The 17,827-nt window shown below is 64.1% G+C and carries 15 protein-coding genes; 13 read left to right on the plus strand and 2 right to left on the minus strand.

Going from position 1 to position 17,827, the window contains the following annotated elements; all coding sequences use genetic code 11:
- Positions 1–89 precede the first annotated feature (89 nt).
- Positions 90–1,517, plus strand: coding sequence for a 23S rRNA (uracil(1939)-C(5))-methyltransferase RlmD (gene rlmD / locus CUJ91_RS08185; protein WP_107707700.1), 1,428 nt, complete (start codon positions 90–92; stop codon positions 1,515–1,517).
- A 119-nt stretch (positions 1,518–1,636) separates the two neighbouring features.
- Here rlmD and CUJ91_RS08190 read toward each other — a convergent pair whose 3' ends face one another.
- Positions 1,637–2,497 carry an outer membrane protein assembly factor BamD gene (locus CUJ91_RS08190; protein ID WP_006048879.1) on the minus strand — a complete coding sequence of 287 codons (861 nt, stop codon included), beginning with the start codon at positions 2,495–2,497 and terminating at the stop codon, positions 1,637–1,639.
- Positions 2,498–2,535: 38 nt separating this feature from the next.
- On the opposite strand from CUJ91_RS08190, the gene CUJ91_RS08195 reads away from it, so the two are divergent.
- The 12 genes from CUJ91_RS08195 (at position 2,536) to CUJ91_RS08250 (ending at position 16,628) form a co-directional block, all read left to right on the plus strand.
- Positions 2,536–3,861: an RluA family pseudouridine synthase gene (locus CUJ91_RS08195; RefSeq protein WP_029968293.1), complete on the plus strand. Its 1,326-nt coding sequence runs from the start codon at positions 2,536–2,538 to the stop codon at positions 3,859–3,861.
- Positions 3,858–4,718: a peptidoglycan editing factor PgeF gene (gene pgeF / locus CUJ91_RS08200; protein ID WP_107707701.1), complete on the plus strand. Its 861-nt coding sequence runs from the start codon at positions 3,858–3,860 to the stop codon at positions 4,716–4,718. The genes CUJ91_RS08195 and pgeF overlap by 4 nt, the downstream gene beginning before the upstream one ends.
- 374 nt (positions 4,719–5,092) lie before the next feature.
- On the plus strand, positions 5,093–7,060 hold the full coding sequence (phaC, locus tag CUJ91_RS08205; protein WP_192698880.1) for a class I poly(R)-hydroxyalkanoic acid synthase: 1,968 nt from the start codon (positions 5,093–5,095) through the stop codon (positions 7,058–7,060).
- A gap of 123 nt (positions 7,061–7,183) precedes the next feature.
- On the plus strand, positions 7,184–8,365 hold the full coding sequence (locus CUJ91_RS08210; RefSeq protein WP_006048883.1) for an acetyl-CoA C-acetyltransferase: 1,182 nt from the start codon (positions 7,184–7,186) through the stop codon (positions 8,363–8,365).
- Between the two features lie 210 nt (positions 8,366–8,575).
- Positions 8,576–9,316 carry a 3-ketoacyl-ACP reductase gene (locus CUJ91_RS08215; protein ID WP_006048884.1) on the plus strand — a complete coding sequence of 247 codons (741 nt, stop codon included), beginning with the start codon at positions 8,576–8,578 and terminating at the stop codon, positions 9,314–9,316.
- Between the two features lie 127 nt (positions 9,317–9,443).
- Positions 9,444–10,055 carry a polyhydroxyalkanoate synthesis repressor PhaR gene (phaR, locus tag CUJ91_RS08220; protein ID WP_006048885.1) on the plus strand — a complete coding sequence of 204 codons (612 nt, stop codon included), beginning with the start codon at positions 9,444–9,446 and terminating at the stop codon, positions 10,053–10,055.
- 310 nt (positions 10,056–10,365) lie between these two features.
- On the plus strand, positions 10,366–11,757 hold the full coding sequence (gene rimO / locus CUJ91_RS08225) for a 30S ribosomal protein S12 methylthiotransferase RimO (RefSeq protein WP_114156073.1): 1,392 nt from the start codon (positions 10,366–10,368) through the stop codon (positions 11,755–11,757).
- Positions 11,758–11,760: 3 nt separating this feature from the next.
- Entirely contained in the window at positions 11,761–12,696 is a 936-nt protein-coding gene (locus CUJ91_RS08230; RefSeq protein WP_029968299.1) for a sugar kinase, read from the plus strand.
- A 77-nt stretch (positions 12,697–12,773) separates the two neighbouring features.
- Complete coding sequence (bktB, locus tag CUJ91_RS08235) at positions 12,774–13,958, plus strand: beta-ketothiolase BktB (RefSeq protein WP_006048888.1); 1,185 nt, start codon at positions 12,774–12,776, stop codon at positions 13,956–13,958.
- 59 nt (positions 13,959–14,017) lie between these two features.
- The gene (locus tag CUJ91_RS08240) at positions 14,018–14,650 is read left to right on the plus strand and encodes a hypothetical protein (protein WP_114156074.1); all 633 of its coding nucleotides are present in this window, start codon (positions 14,018–14,020) and stop codon (positions 14,648–14,650) included.
- Between the two features lie 126 nt (positions 14,651–14,776).
- Positions 14,777–15,961, plus strand: coding sequence for a cystathionine beta-lyase (locus tag CUJ91_RS08245; RefSeq protein ID WP_053858035.1), 1,185 nt, complete (start codon positions 14,777–14,779; stop codon positions 15,959–15,961).
- A 205-nt stretch (positions 15,962–16,166) separates the two neighbouring features.
- A complete protein-coding gene (locus tag CUJ91_RS08250; protein WP_029968309.1) occupies positions 16,167–16,628 on the plus strand; it encodes a hypothetical protein in 462 nt (153 codons plus the stop codon).
- A gap of 283 nt (positions 16,629–16,911) precedes the next feature.
- Here the strand turns inward: CUJ91_RS08250 and serB are convergent, their stop codons facing one another.
- The gene (gene serB / locus CUJ91_RS08255) at positions 16,912–17,757 is read right to left on the minus strand and encodes a phosphoserine phosphatase SerB (RefSeq protein WP_114156075.1); all 846 of its coding nucleotides are present in this window, start codon (positions 17,755–17,757) and stop codon (positions 16,912–16,914) included.
- Positions 17,758–17,827: the final 70 nt, after the last annotated feature.

Below are 17,827 nucleotides of genomic sequence, written 5' to 3' on the forward strand. Positions count from 1 at the left end.
GTGGGGCCGCGTGCACGGAGCCGGGGCGTCGCTCGCGCCGGCTTCGTCTACAATCTCGCCTTTCCCCCAAGTTTGTCAGGAAGTAGCAGGTGTCCCGAACTGCCCACCATCGTCGCTCGCCGAAGCGCCCGTCGAAATACCACAAAGCCGCGCCGGCTCCGGCGCCCGTCATTACCGGCAACGAGCCGGTCGTCGAAATCGTTTCGCTCGATATGGAAGCGCGCGGCGTCGGCCGCATCGAGTCCGAAGACGGCACACCCGGCAAGGTGATTTTCGTCGAAGGCGCGCTGCCCGGCGAGCGCGTGAGCTACTCGACACATCGCAGCAAGCCGAAGTTCGAACAGGCCGAAGTGGTGCAGGTGTTCCGCGAAAGCGTGATGCGCACGAAGCCGAAATGCACGTATTTCGACATTTGCGGCGGCTGTTCGATGCAGCATCTCGACATTCGCGCGCAGGTCGCGGTGAAGCAGCGCGTGCTCGAGGACAACCTTCAGCATCTCGCGAAGCTGCGCCCCGAAACGGTGTTCCGGCCGATTCACGGACCGGCCTGGGATTATCGCTATCGCGCGCGTCTCGCCGTGCGTTTTCTGCCCGAAAAAGGCGGCATGCGCATTGGCTTTCACGAGAAGAAGAGCAGCTACATCGCGGATATGAAAACCTGCGAAGTGCTGCCGCCGCATGTGTCGGCGATGCTGATGCCGCTGCGCTTCATGGTGCGCAAGCTGTCCATCTACGACCGCATGCCGCAGCTCGAACTGGCGGTCGGCTCGTCGGTCACGGCGTTTGTCGTGCGCAATCTCGAGCCTTTGACTGCCGCCGACGAACAAGTGCTGCGCGAGTTCGCCGATGAGCACAAGGTGCAGTTCTGGATTCAGCCAGGCGGCCCGGACACGGTCACGCCGCTGTATCCGCTCGACGTGCAGCTCGACTACACGCTGCCCGAGTACAACATCCGCATGCCGTTCAAGCCGACCGACTTCACGCAGGTCAATCACGCGATCAACCGTGTGCTCGTGAGCCGCGCGCTGCGCCTGCTCGCGCCCGCGCGCACGGACCGCGTGCTGGATCTGTTCTGCGGCATCGGCAATTTCACGCTGCCGCTCGCGCGCATCGCGAGGGAAGTGGTGGGCATCGAAGGCAGCGACGTGCTGACCTCGCGCGCGCTGGCCAATGCCGAGCTGAACGGCGTGGCGGCGCACACGTCGTTTGCATGCCGCAATCTTTTCGAAGTCACCGCCGACGACATGCGCGCGCTCGGCCACTTCGACAAGTTTCTGGTCGACCCGCCGCGCGAAGGCGCACTGGCCGTCGCGAAGGCGCTGGCGGAAATCGCGCAAAGCGGCGATGGACCGCTGCCGAAGCGCATCGTCTACGTGTCGTGCAATCCGTCGACGCTTGCGCGCGACGCCGGTCTGCTCGTGCACGAGGCGGGCTACCGGCTGGTGGGTGCGGGCGTCGTCAACATGTTCCCGCATACGTCGCATGTCGAGTCGATTGCGTTGTTCGAGCGGGACTGATTCGGCTAGTCGATATGGCCAACCCATCCCGCTAACGCATAAAGCAAAACGCCACGACCGAAGTCGTGGCGTTTTGCTTTGCAACTCGTGTTCAGCCGCGGTTCACACCGCGGCGCGGCTTAAAACTGCCACCACGACTTTTCCTTACCCGGCCTTGCATGACCCGTGACGTACGGGCTGTCGGGGAAGGTGCCGGCGAGCACGCGCTTGGTGTCGTCGGCGAGTTGCGGCTGGTTCAGCCTCTGATACGACAGCATCATGATGTGCAGCGCGTCTTCGATAGCCGGTGCGTTCTTGTATTCCTTCAACGCGAGCTGCGCGCGATTGATCGCAGCCACATACGCGCCACGGCGGTAGTAGTAATCCGCCGCATGGACTTCGTGCGACGCCAGCGCGTTCACGATGTAGCGCATGCGCTGGGCGGCGTCCGGCGCATATTTGCTGTTCGGATACCGGTCGACCACGACCTTAAACGCGTCGTACGACTCGCGCAGCGACTTCGGATCGCGCTCGCTCATGTCCTGGCCGGAAAAGCGGCCGAAGAGACCGAGGTCGTCGTTAAAGTGGATCATGCCTTTGAGATAGTACGCATAGGCGATGTCCGGGTGATCCGGGTGCAACTGGATGAAGCGGTCGATAGCCTGATCAGCAGCCGCGGCTTCATTGTCTTTCCAGTTGCAGTACGCGACGTTGATCTGCGCCTGCTGGGCGAAGTGGCCGAACGGGTCGCGGCCTTCGAGCATTTCGAAGTACTTCGCGCACTTGCCGAAGTCGCCGCCGCTCAGGGCGTCGTTCGCCTCCGTATATAATTTGTTGTTGTTCCACGTTGCCGTTTCGTCGGTCTTCTCCGGCAGGCCGTGGCAAGCCGCAACAACCGCGACGGCTGCGGCACACGCAATGTATCCGGCCACTTTCCGGGCCGCGCTCTTCATGGCCTTCAAATTGATCGCCGCTTTAGTGATGGTGTTCAAGGCTCGCATTTTCCAGTCTAGCTTTACGTCCAGGTGACCCAGACTCAATGACCCGCTCAAATACTCCAGGCGCTGCAACCGGTGCCCGGAATAGCAACGAAGATTATAACGTAAGCGCCGACCCCTCCGACGCGTTGGGCCCCGATTCGCTCGACGACGACCTCCCCGCCGACGCGCTCGGCAAAGCCGCGCTCGCCAGCATGGTGCCGAGTGTGGCAAACCGTGTCGCGGACGAAACGCCGCGCAGTGTCGTGGTGCCCGACGAACTGGCAGGCGAGCGCCTCGACAAGGTGCTCGCGCGCCTTTTCCCCGAATTCTCGCGCAACCGCCTGCAAAGCTGGATCGAGGCGGAGCGCGTGCGGATCGACGGCAAGCCGGCAAAGATTCGCCAGCCGGTGCCGCTTGGCGCGACCATCGAACTCGTGCCCGACCTGCTGCCCGAACAGCTCGCGTTCACGCCCGAACCGGTGCCGCTCGAGATCGTCTACGAAGACGACACGCTCGTCGTCATCAACAAGCCGGCCGGCATGGTCGTGCATCCGGCGGCCGGCAACTGGAGCGGGACCGTGCTCAACGGTCTGCTGTACCGCTACGGCGACGCCGCGGCGGGCTTGCCGCGCGCGGGCATCGTGCATCGGCTGGACAAGGAAACGTCGGGGCTGATGGTGGTCGCGCGCACGCTCGAGGCGCAGACCGACCTCGTGCGCCAGTTGCAGGCGCGCACGGTCAAGCGCCGCTATCTCGCGCTCGTGTGGGGCAACATGCCCGAGGAAGGCACGATCGACGCGCCCATCGGCCGCGATCCGCGCGAGCGCACGCGCATGGCCGTCGTGACCGGCGCATCGGGCAAACCGGCGCGCACGCATTTCCGGCGCGTCGATACGGCGATCTGGCAGCGTCAGCCGGTCACCGCGATTCACTGCGATCTCGAAACCGGCCGCACGCATCAGATCCGCGTGCACTGCGCGCATATCGGCCATCCGCTGCTTGGCGATCCGGTGTATGGGCGCGCGCGCGGCAAGCGCTCGGTGACGCCGCTGCCCGGCGAGTTCGCGCGTCAGGCGCTGCATGCATGGCGCCTCGGTCTGATTCATCCGAAGACCGGCCGCACGATGCAATGGCGCGCGGACGTGCCGGCAGATATCGCGGCGCTGTCGGCGGCGCTGGGTCTTGGTCGCGACGATGCGGGCGAGTTCGACGAGACGTACTATGAGGAAGACGGCTACGAGGCCGCGGACTACGACGAGCACGACGACGCCGACGAGCACGATCCGCACGGCGAATACGACGAGCAGGACGAGTCCGACGAGCACGACCAAGCCGACGAACCCGACGACCACAACCCACAGCAAGACAAGGACGATCGCGCATGACCAGCCTGCCCGAACTGAGCTTTGCCGATGTCGTGCAACCCGCGTGGAATGTGGCGCCGCGCGTGCGCGCGCTCGTCACAACGCGTAACGGCGGCGTGAGCAAGCCGCCGTTCGGTCGCTGGCGCGACGGCGCGGACGAACCCGGCGGCCTGAACCTCGGCATGAAGTCCGGCGACGATCCCGCCGCGGTCGCGGCCAATCGGGAGCGGCTCCTCACGCTGGCAGGCGTCGCCGATGCCGCGTGGCTCGATCAGGTACACGCGGCGCGCATCGTGCGAGCCGAGGACGCGCTTCGCGAAGCGCAAGCGAACGGCGCGCCGACGCAAGCGGACGCGAGCGCCACGGATCGCGCGGGCATCGCGTGCGTAGTGATGATCGCGGACTGCATGCCGGTGCTTCTGTGCGACGAAACCGGCCGTGCAGTGGGCGCGGCGCACGCGGGCTGGCGCGGACTCGCTGCGGGCATCGTCGAGCAGACGGCCGGCCGCGTCGCCGAACTCGCCGGCGTAGAAGCGCACGCGTTGCACGCGTATCTCGGACCTTGCATTGGACCGCAATCGTTCGAAGTCGGGCCCGACGTGCGCGACGCATTCCTCGACGGCGCGGAAGCGAGCGAACGCGATGCAACCGCGAGCGCCTTCGTCGCGCATCCGCGAACCGACGGCAAATATCTTGCGGATCTTCCGGCGCTGGCTCGTCTGCGTTTGCAGCGGCTCGGCGTGACGCGCGTTGTCGGCGGCGACATGTGCACGGTCAGCGAGCGCGAGCGCTTCTATTCATACCGCCGCGATCGTGAGACAGGGCGCATGGCCGCATTGATCTGGCTCGACAACGAAGCTCAGACACTCGGCGACTGAGACGAGCGCGACTCGCATTTTGCTGCGCTGCCGGAAGCGTCGAACGGAATCGTTTCGTCCGTTAATACCCGCATTAACACCGAGCAATAAATGTGAATTAAGCGCGGCAATACAGCGTTTTTTCGCAATCCGCCATTCGATTGACATATGTCTGAAAATGCCGGCCAGTGATACAGGGAAAACGATAATTAAAAAACTATCGCACTGCGGCAAAATCGGGAACAAGCATTGACATGCCTTGCGATGGGGAGCAAGAATGTTCCTCACAGCTCCTCGTACATGGGACAGGGCGTGACGAGGGCGCGAGCGATCGCCCACGTGCGCAAGAACCTGCCTCTCAACCGTCCGCAAGGACTTACCGGTCAAAAGCAGGTATGGCAGCTCCTCATTCCCCAGCTTCCCCCAGCACCGACTCCTCGAAGGAGCAAACGCAGCAGGCCGGCACCAGTGGCGCGAGCGGCGCCGCAGCGACCGCGGGCCTTCAGCCATTTTTCGACGCGTGGTTAAACGCCTGGCGCTCGTTGGGCGCAGGCACGGCGGGCGGCGGCAACGGCGCGCCGTTCGCGATGCCGCAATTTCCTCCGGTTCAAGGCGCGGCGCCGTGGAGCGTGCCCGGCATGCCGTCGATGCCATCGTTCCCTGGCATGCCTGACTTCAGCAAGCTCGCAGCGGGTGCAGCGGGTGCCGGTGGTGGGATACCCGGCATGCCGTCGTTCGCCGGTCTGAGCCTACCTGCCGCGGCGATTCCTCCTGAACGTCTGCAGAAACTGCAAGCCGACTACACGCGTGAAGCGATGGTGCTGCTGCAGCAGGCAAGCGGCGGCGGCGCGGCGCCGAAGGCGCCCGAACTGAAGGACCGCCGCTTCAGCTCGGACGCATGGAGCGCCACGCCGGCCTTCGCATTCACCGCCGCATGGTATCTGCTGAACGCGCGCTATCTGCAGGAAATGGTCGACGCGCTCGAGACCGAGCCGAAAGTGCGCGAGCGCATCCGCTTCGCCGTTCAGCAATGGACGGCCGCCGCGTCGCCGAGCAATTTCCTAGCGTTGAATCCCGAGGCGCAAAAGACCTTGCTCGAGAGCCAGGGCGAGAGCTTGCGGCAAGGCGTGATGAATCTGCTTGCCGACATGCAGCGCGGCAAGATTTCGCAGACGGACGAATCGCGTTTCGTGGTCGGCGAAAATCTCGCGACCACCGAAGGCTCGGTCGTGTTCGAAAACGACCTGATGCAGTTGATCCAGTACAAGCCGCGCACGGCGACCGTGCGCGAGCGGCCGCTTCTGATCGTGCCGCCTTGCATCAACAAGTACTACATTCTCGATCTGCAGCCGGAGAACTCGCTCGTCGCCCATGCGCTCGATTCGGGCCACCAGGTGTTCCTGATTTCGTGGCGCAATGCGGACGCCTCCATCGCGCATAAGACGTGGGACGACTACGTCAGCGAGGGCGTATTCACCGCGATGCAAACCGTGAGCAAGATCAGCGGCCGCGAGCAGATCAACACGCTCGGCTTCTGCATCGGCGGCACGATGCTCGCCACCGCGCTCGCGGTTGCGGCGGCGCGCGGCGAACATCCGGCCGCGTCGATGACGCTGCTCACTTCGATGCTCGACTTTTCCGACACCGGCGTGCTCGATATTTTCGTCGACGAAGCGCATGTGCAAATGCGCGAGCAGACCATCGGCGGCAAGAACGGTGCGCCGGCGGGACTCATGCGCGGCATCGAATTCGCCAACACGTTTTCGTTCCTGCGTCCGAACGACCTGGTGTGGAACTACGTCGTCGACAATTATCTGAAGGGACGCACGCCGGTGCCGTTCGACCTGCTGTACTGGAACAGCGACTCCACGAGCCTGCCCGGTCCCATGTACGTCTGGTATCTGCGCAATACGTATCTCGAGAATCGTCTGCGCGAACCGGGTGGAGTGACCACCTGCGGCGAGCCGGTCGATCTGTCGAAGATCGACGTGCCCACCTTCATTTACGGTTCACGCGACGACCATATCGTGCCGTGGCCGTCGGCCTATGCGTCGGCGCCGCTCCTCACCGGACCGTTGAAGTTCGTGCTCGGCGCGTCGGGTCATATCGCGGGTGTCATCAACCCGCCCGCGAAAAACAAGCGCAGCTACTGGACGCTCGAGGGCGAGCAGAAGAGCTTGCCCGAGAACCCGGACGACTGGCTCGGCGAGGCGAAGGAAGTGCCCGGAAGCTGGTGGCCCGAGTGGACCACGTGGCTCGATCAGTACGGCGGCAGGAAAGTGAAGCCGCGCGCCGCGGCGGGCTCGGAGGAATTCCCGGTCATCGAGCCGGCGCCGGGCCGCTACGTGTGCAAGCGCGAGTAAGAACACGATCTCAGATGCCACCCAACGCAACGGGGCAAGACGAGCTAGCAGGTTCACGAGCAACGAGATTTTTAACTTGACGGGCCACGGCCAGATTGGCCGCGAAGCCCGGAGGATATGGAAATGACTGATGTTGTGATCGTATCGGCCGCGCGTACGGCAGTGGGCAAATTCGGCGGGTCGCTGGCGAAGATCGCCGCGCCCGAACTCGGCGCGACCGTGATTCGCGCGGTGCTGGAACGTGCGGGCCTGAAGCCCGAGCAGGTGAGCGAAGTCATTCTGGGCCAGGTGCTGACGGCGGGCTCGGGACAGAATCCGGCGCGCCAGTCGTTGATCAAGGCGGGTCTGCCCGCCGCGGTGCCCGGCATGACGATCAACAAGGTCTGCGGTTCGGGCCTCAAAGCGGTGATGCTCGCGGCCAACGCGATCATCGCGGGCGACGCGGACATCGTGATCGCCGGTGGTCAGGAAAACATGAGCGCGGCGCCGCACGTGCTGCCGGGCTCGCGCGACGGCTTCCGCATGGGCGACGCCAAGCTCGTGGACACGATGATCGTCGACGGTCTGTGGGACGTGTACAACCAGTATCACATGGGCGTGACGGCGGAAAACGTCGCGAAGGAATTCGACATCACGCGCGAACAGCAGGACGCGTTCGCGGCGCTGTCGCAGAACAAGGCGGAAGCCGCGCAGAAGTCGGGCCGTTTCGACGACGAAATCGTGCCGGTCGAGATTCCGCAGCGCAAGGGCGACCCGGTGCGTTTCGCCACCGACGAGTTCGTGCGTCACGGCGTGACGGCCGAGTCGCTGGCAGGTCTGAAGCCGGCGTTCTCGAAGGAAGGCACGGTCACGGCGGCTAACGCGTCGGGTCTGAACGACGGCGCGGCGGCTGTGGTCGTCATGTCCGCGAAAAAGGCCGAAGCGCTCGGTCTCACGCCGCTTGCGCGCATCAAGGCGTACGCGAACGCGGGCGTGGATCCGAAGATCATGGGCATGGGTCCGGTGCCGGCGTCGAAGCGCTGTCTGGAGCGCGCGGGCTGGAGCGTGAACGATCTCGATCTGATGGAGATCAACGAAGCCTTCGCCGCGCAGGCGCTCGCCGTGCACAAGCAGATGGGCTGGGACACGTCGAAGATCAACGTGAACGGCGGCGCGATCGCGATCGGCCATCCGATCGGCGCGTCCGGCTGCCGGATTCTCGTCACGCTGCTGCACGAAATGCAGAAGCGCGATGCGAAGAAGGGCCTGGCTTCGCTGTGCATCGGCGGCGGCATGGGCGTCGCGCTGGCGCTCGAGCGCGTTTGACGACGATCCGCACGCCGACCGCGCATCAGGCGCCGTGCACGGTGTTGACGCGCGCCGCTTTGCGAATCCGGCGCGCGCTCGTGTGACGCCCGAGAGCGGCCTCGCCGGCCGGTCGCCCGGCGGCAGTGTGGACAAAGCATCAGGCGAGGGTAGAGGTAGCCGGCTGGGGCAGCCGGCCGGCGCCTCAAGAACGACAACGGAGTCTAGGTTATGACACAGCGAATTGCGTATGTAACGGGCGGAATGGGCGGCATCGGCACGAGCATTTGCCAGCGCCTGCACAAGGAAGGCTACAGGGTCGTCGCGGGCTGCGGCCCGAATTCGCCGCGCCGCGTGAAATGGCTCGAAGAGCAGAAGGCGCTCGGCTTCGACTTCGTCGCATCCGAAGGCAACGTCGGCGACTGGGAATCGACCAAGGCCGCGTTCGACAAGGTCAAGGCCGAAGTCGGCGAGATCGACGTGCTGGTGAACAACGCGGGCATCACGCGCGACGTCGTGTTCCGCAAGATGACGCACGAAGACTGGACCGCGGTGATCGACACCAACCTGACCAGTCTCTTCAACGTCACCAAGCAGGTGATCGACGGGATGGTGGAGCGCGGCTTTGGGCGCATCATCAATATTTCGTCGGTGAACGGGCAGAAAGGGCAGTTCGGCCAGACCAACTACTCGACCGCGAAGGCCGGCATTCACGGCTTCACGATGTCGCTCGCGCAGGAAGTGGCCACCAAGGGCGTGACGGTCAACACCGTGTCGCCTGGCTACATCGGCACGGACATGGTCAAGGCGATCCGCCCCGACGTGCTCGAAAAGATCGTTGCGACGATTCCGGTGCGCCGCCTCGGCCGGCCGGATGAGATCGGCTCGATCGTCGCGTGGCTCGCGTCCGAAGAATCGGGTTTTTCCACGGGTGCCGATTTCTCGCTGAACGGCGGTTTGCATATGGGCTGAGCAAGCGGCGCGCCGCTCACGAGGCAGCGCGCCCCGCTCGGATGGTTCCGGCGGCGTCCCGTTGCGCAACGGCCCGATTGCGCAGCCGGCACGCCGTCCGCGCTTTACTTGCGCTCAAAGGCGTTACATGACTACTACTACAAAGAAAGCAGCCGAACGACTGATCAAGAAATATCCGAATCGGCGGCTTTACGATACCGAGACAAGCACGTACATCACGCTGACGGACGTCAAGCAGCTCGTGCTGGACCAGGAGGATTTCAAGGTTATCGATGCGAAGAGCAACGAGGACCTGACGCGCGCGATCCTGCTGCAAATCATTCTCGAAGAGGAGAGCGGCGGGCTGCCGATGTTCTCGTCGTCGATGCTGTCGCAGATCATCCGTTTCTACGGCCATGCGATGCAGGGCATGATGGGCACGTATCTGGAGAAGAACATCCAGGCGTTCATCGACATTCAGGCAAAGCTCGCCGACCAGTCGAAGAACCTGTACGAAGGCAAGGCGATGAACCCGGAGGTCTGGTCGCAATTCATGAACATGCAGGCGCCGATGATGCAAGGCATGATGACCAGCTACATCGAGCAGTCGAAGAACATGTTCGTGCAGATGCAGGAGCAGATGCAGAACCAGGCGAAGTCGATGTTCGCGACGTTCCCGTTCACGCCGGGCGGCGCAAACTCCGCGGCACCGTCTGCTACCGCCACTCCGCAGGCGAATCCGGAGCCGGAGAAGAAGTGACGTAGGGTTGTGTCGGCGTTCGCGCTCGTTGCGGACGGCGGACGGCGGGTAGGCGAGCGGCTCAGGTGCGGGTGCGGGTCCGAACGCGTGCCCCGACGTGTGCCCCAACGTGTGCCCCAACGTGTGCCCCAACGTGTGCCCCAACGTGTGCCCAATGCGCGCGGTACAATAGCGGGTTGCGTGCGCGGGGCGCTGAATCTTCAGCAGTCGGGGACATGGGTTTCTGAGCCGCCTGTCCTTGCCACACCGCTTGCCGCACCATCCCCGATCCCCATTGTCGCCACGTCACCGCTATCCGCCGGATTCACCTATGTCGCAAACCACTTCTTCCGCCTCGCCGACGCCTTCCAGTCCGAAGGTAGGGTTCGTTAGCCTCGGCTGTCCAAAAGCTTTAGTCGATTCCGAGCAGATCATCACGCAGCTGCGCGCCGAAGGCTACGAGATTTCGGGCACCTATGACGGCGCGGACCTCGTGGTCGTCAATACCTGCGGTTTCATCGACGAAGCGGTGCAGGAAAGCCTCGACGCCATCGGCGAGGCGCTCAACGAAAACGGCAAGGTGATCGTGACCGGCTGCCTCGGCGCGAAGAAGAGCGCGAGCGGCTCGGGCCTCATCGAAGAAGTGCATCCGAAAGTGCTGGCCGTGACCGGCCCGCATGCTGTCGGCGAAGTGATGCAGCATGTTCACATGCATCTGCCGAAGCCGCACGATCCGTTTGTCGATCTCGTGCCGCCCGCGGGCGTCAAGCTCACGCCGCGCCATTACGCGTACCTCAAGATTTCCGAAGGCTGCAATCATCGCTGCACCTTCTGCATCATTCCGTCGATGCGCGGCGACCTCGTGTCGCGTCCGGTCGCGGAAGTGATGCTGGAAGCCGAGAATCTGTTCAAGTCCGGCGTGAAGGAACTGCTCGTCATTTCGCAGGACACGAGCGCCTACGGCGTCGACGTCAAATATCGCACCGGGTTCTGGAACGGCAAGCCGATCAAGACGCGCATGACCGATCTCGTCGGCGCGCTCGGCGAACTGGCCGCGCAATACGGCGCGTGGGTGCGCCTGCATTACGTGTATCCGTACCCGAGCGTCGACGAAGTCATTCCGATGATGGCAACGGGTCCGTACAAGGGCCACGTGCTGCCGTATCTCGACGTGCCGTTCCAGCACGCGCATCCCGAAGTGCTCAAGCGCATGAAGCGCCCGGCCAACGCCGAGAAGGTGATGGAGCGCGTGAAGGCGTGGCGCGAGATGTGTCCGGACCTCACGATCCGCAGCACGTTTATCGCGGGCTTTCCCGGCGAGACCGAGGAGCAGTTTCAGGCGCTGCTCGACTTCATCCGCGAAGCCGAACTGGATCGCGTGGGCTGCTTCGCGTATTCGCCGGTCGAAGGCGCAACGGCGAACGAGCTCGACGGCGCGTTGCCGGACGAAGTCCGCGAAGAGCGTCGCGCGCGCTTCATGGAAGTGGCCGAACAAGTGTCGGCCAAACGGATCGCGAAGAAGGTCGGCAAGACGCTGAAAGTGCTCGTCGACGAAATCAACGCCGACGGCGGCATTGGCCGCACGGCCGCGGATGCGCCGGAGATCGACGGCGTCGTGTATATCGCGCCGGCCGCGAAGGCGTCGAAGCGTTATAAGGTCGGCGACTTCGTGTCGGTGAAAATCACCGGCGCGGACGGTCACGACCTGTGGGGCGAGGTCTGAACGATGACGGTGAACACGCCCGCTAACCCGGACATTCTCGCGCTTGGCGAGGCGATGATCGAGTTCAACCAGTCGGCGAAAGGCGAGCCGAAGTATCTGCAAGGCTTCGGCGGCGATACGTCGAACTTCTGCATCGCGGCAGCGCGGCAAGGTGCGCGGACGGGCTTCGTGTCCGCGGTCGGCGCCGATCATTTCGGTCGGCTGCTGATCGACCTGTGGGAACGCGAGAACGTGGACACGGCGCAGGTGCGCGTCGATCCGCAGGCGTCGACCGGCGTGTATTTCGTGTCGCACGGTCCGGACGGCCACGCGTTCGACTATCTGCGAGCGGGCTCGGCGGCGAGCCGCTATGCGCCGCATGACCTGCCGCTCGACGCGATTGCCGCGGCCAAGGTCATCCATCTGTCGGGCATCAGTCTCGCGATCAGCCTGTCCGCATGCGACGCGGCGCTCGAAGCGATCGCGCATGCTCGCGCCAACGGCGTGCGCGTGAGCTTCGACACCAATCTACGCCTCAAGCTGTGGCCACTGAACCGCGCGCGCGCCGTGATGCTCGAAGCGATCCGGCAAACCGACATCTGCCTGCCGAGCTGGGACGACGTCACGGAGCTTACCGGTTTGACGGGCCGCGACGAGATCGTCGACTTTCTGCTGTCGCACGGTCCGCGAGTGGTGGCGCTGAAGCTCGGCAAGGACGGCTCGTATATCGCGACGCCGGATGAACGGCGCGTCGTGCCGGGCCACGTCGTCAATGCGGTCGATGCAACCGGCGCGGGCGATTGCTTCGGCGGCGCGTTTATCGCGCGCCTCGTTGAGGGCGACGATCCATTCGAAGCCGCGCGTTATGCGAACGTTGCGGCGGCGCTGTCCACGCAAGGCTATGGCGCGGTCGCGCCGATTCCTTCGCGCGCGGCGGTCGAAGAGATTCTGGCGGGCTGAGCGTCGTAAAGGCGCGCGTGGCGATGCTGGTCACGCCGCAGCAAAACTATCGGCAGAGACTGAAAGAGGAGCGAACGATGCAACGGGACGTAGTGGTGGTGAGCGGTGTGCGTACGGCAATCGGCGGTTTCGGCGGCAGTCTGAAGGATATTGCGCCGACCGAACTCGGCGCGCGCGTCGTGCGCGAGGCGCTGCTGCGCGCCAACGTGTCCGGCGACGAAGTCGGGCACGTCGTGTTCGGCAATGTCGTGCATACCGAACCGAAAGACATGTACCTCGCGCGCGTGGCCGCGATCAACGGCGGCGTCGCGCAGCACACGCCCGCGCTCACCGTCAACCGGCTGTGCGGCTCGGGCTTGCAGGCCATCGTCTCGGCCGCGCAGAGCGTGCTGCTCGGCGACGCCGACATCGCGATCGGCGGCGGCGCGGAGAACATGAGCCGCGCGCCTTACTCGATGCCCGCCGCGCGCTTCGGTCAGCGCATGGGCGACGCGCGGCTCGTCGACATGATGGTCGGCGCGCTGAACGATCCGTTCCAGTCGATCCATATGGGCGTGACCGCGGAAAACGTCGCGCGCAAATACGAAATTTCGCGCGAAGCGCAAGACGCGCTCGCACTAGAATCGCATCGCCGCGCGGCGCACGCGATCACGAACGGCTACTTCAAGGAACAGATCCTGCCGATCACGTTGGCGTCGAAGAAAGGCGATGTCGTGTTCGACACCGACGAACACGCGCGCATGAACGCATCGGCGGAAGACTTTTCGAAGCTCAAGCCCGTGTTCGCGAAGGAAAACGGCACGGTGACGGCGGGCAATGCGTCGGGCATCAACGACGCGGCCGCGGCCGTCGTGCTGATGGAGCGCGGCGTCGCCGAGCAGCGCGGCATCAAGCCGTTGGCGCGGCTCGTGTCGTACGCGCATGCGGGTGTCGATCCGGCGTATATGGGCATCGGTCCGGTGCCGGCGACGCGCAAGGCGCTCGAGCGCGCCGGCCTGACGGTCGCCGATCTCGACGTGATCGAGGCCAACGAGGCGTTCGCCGCGCAAGCCTGTGCGGTCAGCAAGGAACTGGGCTTCGATCCGGCCAAGGTCAACCCGAACGGCTCGGGCATTTCGCTCGGTCATCCGATCGGCGCGACCGGCGCGCTAATCACCGTGAAGGCGCTGTACGAACTGCAGCGCATCGGCGGGCGCTACGCGCTCGTGACGATGTGCATCGGCGGCGGGCAGGGCATCGCGGCGGTCTTCGAGCGGATCTGAATTTTACGAACGGTGTCGCGAACGGCGCACAAGCTGTATCAAGCAATGAGGATCGACGGATGCGGGAAGTGAAATCGGTGGAAGGCGCGGTACGCCGGCGCGGCTGGGCCGTGACGAGTGTTGCCGCATTGCTCTCGGTGAGCGCGGTGGCCTGGTTTCCGGGCGCGGCCTGCGCGCAAAGCGACGCAGTCAAGGAACTCGCCGCGCCGCCGCCGATCCAGTTGCCGCTCAAGCCGAGCCCCGAATTCGCGAAATTGCCGCGCTACAGCGGCACGCTCGGCTCGCGGCCAATCGTGCTGCGCCTAGGCCCGAAAGCCGACGATCCGGCGGGCGTCCACGGCGAATATCAGTTCGCGGATACCGGCGAAGTGATCCTGATCGCGGGGGACCGTGACGGCGACACGCTCGAAGTCGAGGAGTCGAACGACGGCACGCACATCACAGGGAACTGGGTCGGCAAGTTTGCCGCCGACGGTTCGCTGGCCGGCGAGCGGATGAACGTCGACGATTCCGACCCGCAGCCGTTCGATCTGAAGCCGCTGGCGGCGGGGCAAGCGGTGCCGGCCGCGGGTAAGCCGGGTAATGTGACTGCGCCTGCTGCAACCGCACCTTCGTTGCCGGCTCAATCCGCACCCGCAACCGGCGCGGGCCACCCGGTGGGCGGCGTCAGCAATCTCCAAACCGGCGAGTAATCGCGCCACGGCGCGAGCCTCGCGGCCCTTGCGCCCGCCGCGGCGAAAATCCGCCGACTCGTCTACTCTTGCGTGAACGGCGCGGCATTGTCCGCTCGTCGCATTGTCTTTTTCATCGAATTCGCCATGACCCAATCAAAACTCAAGCGGGCTTTGCAAACCCGCATCGTGCAAGCCGAAGACCAACTCACGCCGGGCTTCGAGTCTTTCTCCGTGCCGGTGACGCGCGCGTCGACGGTCGTATTTCCCGATCTCGCGACGATGCGCGCGCTCGACTGGAAAAACGACGCGCAGTGGCGCTACGGCCTGCATGCGACGCCCACGTCGTTAGCGCTCGCGCAGCGCCTTGCCGCCATCGAGGGCGGCAATCACGCGCTGTTGCAGCCGTCCGGCTTGTCGTCGATTTCGAACGTGTACTTCGGGCTTGTGAAGTCGGGCGACGACGTGCTGATTCCCGATAACGTCTACTCGCCGAATCGCGATCACGCCGACTGGCTCGCGCGCGATTTCGGCGTGACGGCGCGCTACTACGATCCGATGATCGGCGCGGGAATCGCCGACCTGATCCAGCCGAACACGCGGCTCATTTGGCTCGAGGCGCCCGGCTCGGTGACGATGGAAGTGTCCGACGTGCCCGCGATCACGGCCGCGGCCCGCGCGCGCAACGTCGTCACGGCGATCGACAACACGTGGTCCGCCGGCCTCGCTTTCCGGCCGTTCGATCACGGCGTGGACATTTCGGTGCAGGCGCTGACCAAGTACCAATCGGGCGGCGGCGACGTGCTGATGGGCGCGACCATTACCGTCGATCGCGAGTTGCATCTGAAGCTGAAGTCGGCGCGCATGCGCATGGGGCTCGGCGTATCGTCGGATGACTGCTCGCTGATTCTGCGCAGCCTGCCGACCATGCAGGTGCGCTTTCAGCAGCACGACCGCTCGGCGCTCGCGCTCGCGCAGTGGCTGAAGACGCGGCCGGAAATTGCCGCGGTGCTGCATCCCGCCATCGCCGACTGTCCAGGCCATGAATTTTACGAACGCGACTTCACGGGCGCGGGCGGACTGTTTTCCGTCGTGTTCGACGCCCGCTATAGTGCGGCGCAAATCGACACGTTCTGCGAGTCGCTGGAGCTCTTTGCCATCGGCTGGAGCTGGGGCGGGGCGCATAGCCTCGTGATGCCGTACGACATCGCGTCGATGCGGACCGAGGCGCAATGGCCGCATCGCGGCACGCTGGTCCGGTTCTATATCGGCCTCGAGGAGGAAGCGGATCTGCGCGCCGACATCGAGCAATGTCTCGCGGCGCTCGCGTGAAGTTTAGGCAAACCTGATGTGAATTTTCCGCGCCGCGACGACGCAATGTTGCAGCGACACAAGCCCACTGGACTTCGGTTTTCAGTGGGCTTTTTTCTTATGCTTTGCCTCACGAACTAGCCGTTTGGCTGAATAGCCGCGGCAGTGCGCAAACGCTACGATCGTGCGTATCCGATTTCACTGCCGAGCACGACCGCGAGCTTCGATGAACCTATTCTTCTGGATGTTGCTGAACCTCGGCGTGCCGATCGTCGGCCCTGTCTTCACGCTGGCGCTCGTCGCGCCGGCACATGGCTGGACGGTGGCGAAAGAATTGATCGCCGACTCGATCAAGGACGGACAACTGTTCTGGTGTGCGATCGGTCTGTGCGCTGCCGGAGTGTATGAACTGGTGACGGCGTTGGAACAAGGCAGCGCTGCTGCGCCGATTCTGGAGTCGGGGATTGTGGCTTTTTGCCTGCTCGCGTTTGCGTGTTCTATTGTGGTGATGACGTGTCTTCTGAGTACACGGTACGCCCGGCCGGCTGCAGCCTCTAACTCCGATACTGCGCGTCCGGCGGCGCGGACGTTCTCCCGAACGGCAATCGGCTGCTCGATCGCATCCACGTGTGCGGCCGCCCTACTATTGGCAATCCTACATATCTGCATCATGTCATTTATGGGATAGTCGGGCCGTTATACTGACCACTCAAGGAGGCACTATGAATAAGGTCGTAAGTTTTCTGGCATCGGAACAAAATCGCACGCGTCTTGTGAAGTGGTCCACCATCTTCATCGTCGTCGACGGGATCAGCACGGCTTTATTATTTCTTCTCGGGCTTCCGAGAAAATAACGTCGCCTGGTTGCGCCGTCAGGCGCAGCATTGGTTGACGATCATGCAGCCGTTTCACCTGGCCATCACATCATCGCACCGTCGCGTCGAGCTATCGCGCCGGTCCGTCGAACTGCATCACGCTTCAAACAACCGCAACAACCCGTCGAGCCCCACGTAGTTGAACGCCACGCTGGCCGCTTCGCGTACTACCGGCTTCGCACGGAACGCGACCGAAAGTCCGGCTTCCGCCATCATCTTCAGGTCGTTGGAACCGTCGCCCATTGCAATCGCGCGCGACGGCTCGATGTTCAGTTGCGCACAGGTCTCGCGCAGCGTGCGCGCTTTGACATCGGCATTGACGATTTCGCCGAGCACTTTGCCGGTCAGCTTGCCGTCGACGATCTCGAGCGTATTGGCGCGCGTGAAGTCGAGTCCAAGCCGCGCCTTCAGCTTCTCGGTGAAGAAGTTGAAACCGCCCGAGACCAGCAGCGTTTTCAGCCCGGCTTCTTTTGCGCCTGCCAGCATCCGCTCGGCGCCTGGCGAGAGTTGCAGGCGTTCTTCGTACACGCGTTCGAGCGCGCTCGCGTCGAGGCCCTTCAGAAGCGCCACGCGGCGCGTCAGGCTTTCGTTGAAGTCCTTGATTTCGCCGCGCATCGAGGCCTCGGTGATCGCCGCCACTTCCGCTTTCAGGCCGCAGAAATCGGCGATCTCATCGATACATTCGATCGTGATCAGCGTCGAATCCATGTCCATCGCCACGAGCCCGAAGTCGCGCAAGCGGCGGCCGCTTTCGATAAACGCGTAGTCCAGCCGATGCGTGCCGCAATAGACGTCGAGGTCGGGGCGCTGCGCGACGTCGGCGTCGGCAATGCGAATCGCGGTCGCATCGATGACGGTCGCGTGCGAGCCGCGTGCGAGCGCGACGAGCGTCTTGTGGTGATCGGCGGAAAGGGGCGCGGGGCTTTGGATGACGAGGTTCATGAACGACGCATTGACGCGGGAAAGGGCGAGCGCGCGAGGCGCGCGGAAAATGCCGCTATTGTAACGGCTC

This window comes from Paraburkholderia graminis (assembly GCF_003330785.1).
Classification (GTDB): Bacteria; Pseudomonadota; Gammaproteobacteria; order Burkholderiales; family Burkholderiaceae; genus Paraburkholderia; species Paraburkholderia graminis.

What these genes read in the sequence shown, in the direction of transcription:
- CUJ91_RS08230 (WP_029968299.1), top strand. Translation starts at nt 11,761, where the DNA reads ATGACGGTGAACACGCCCGCTAACCCGGACATTCTCGCGCTTGGCGAG.
- CUJ91_RS08195 (WP_029968293.1), top strand. Translation starts at nt 2,536, where the DNA reads ATGACCCGCTCAAATACTCCAGGCGCTGCAACCGGTGCCCGGAATAGC.
- CUJ91_RS08250 (WP_029968309.1), top strand. Translation starts at nt 16,167, where the DNA reads ATGAACCTATTCTTCTGGATGTTGCTGAACCTCGGCGTGCCGATCGTC.
- serB (WP_114156075.1), bottom strand. Translation starts at nt 17,757, where the DNA reads ATGAACCTCGTCATCCAAAGCCCCGCGCCCCTTTCCGCCGATCACCAC.
- phaC (WP_192698880.1), top strand. Translation starts at nt 5,093, where the DNA reads ATGGCAGCTCCTCATTCCCCAGCTTCCCCCAGCACCGACTCCTCGAAG.
- phaR (WP_006048885.1), top strand. Translation starts at nt 9,444, where the DNA reads ATGACTACTACTACAAAGAAAGCAGCCGAACGACTGATCAAGAAATAT.
- bktB (WP_006048888.1), top strand. Translation starts at nt 12,774, where the DNA reads ATGCAACGGGACGTAGTGGTGGTGAGCGGTGTGCGTACGGCAATCGGC.
- CUJ91_RS08215 (WP_006048884.1), top strand. Translation starts at nt 8,576, where the DNA reads ATGACACAGCGAATTGCGTATGTAACGGGCGGAATGGGCGGCATCGGC.
- CUJ91_RS08190 (WP_006048879.1), bottom strand. Translation starts at nt 2,497, where the DNA reads ATGCGAGCCTTGAACACCATCACTAAAGCGGCGATCAATTTGAAGGCC.
- CUJ91_RS08245 (WP_053858035.1), top strand. Translation starts at nt 14,777, where the DNA reads ATGACCCAATCAAAACTCAAGCGGGCTTTGCAAACCCGCATCGTGCAA.
- pgeF (WP_107707701.1), top strand. Translation starts at nt 3,858, where the DNA reads ATGACCAGCCTGCCCGAACTGAGCTTTGCCGATGTCGTGCAACCCGCG.
- CUJ91_RS08210 (WP_006048883.1), top strand. Translation starts at nt 7,184, where the DNA reads ATGACTGATGTTGTGATCGTATCGGCCGCGCGTACGGCAGTGGGCAAA.
- rimO (WP_114156073.1), top strand. Translation starts at nt 10,366, where the DNA reads ATGTCGCAAACCACTTCTTCCGCCTCGCCGACGCCTTCCAGTCCGAAG.
- CUJ91_RS08240 (WP_114156074.1), top strand. Translation starts at nt 14,018, where the DNA reads ATGCGGGAAGTGAAATCGGTGGAAGGCGCGGTACGCCGGCGCGGCTGG.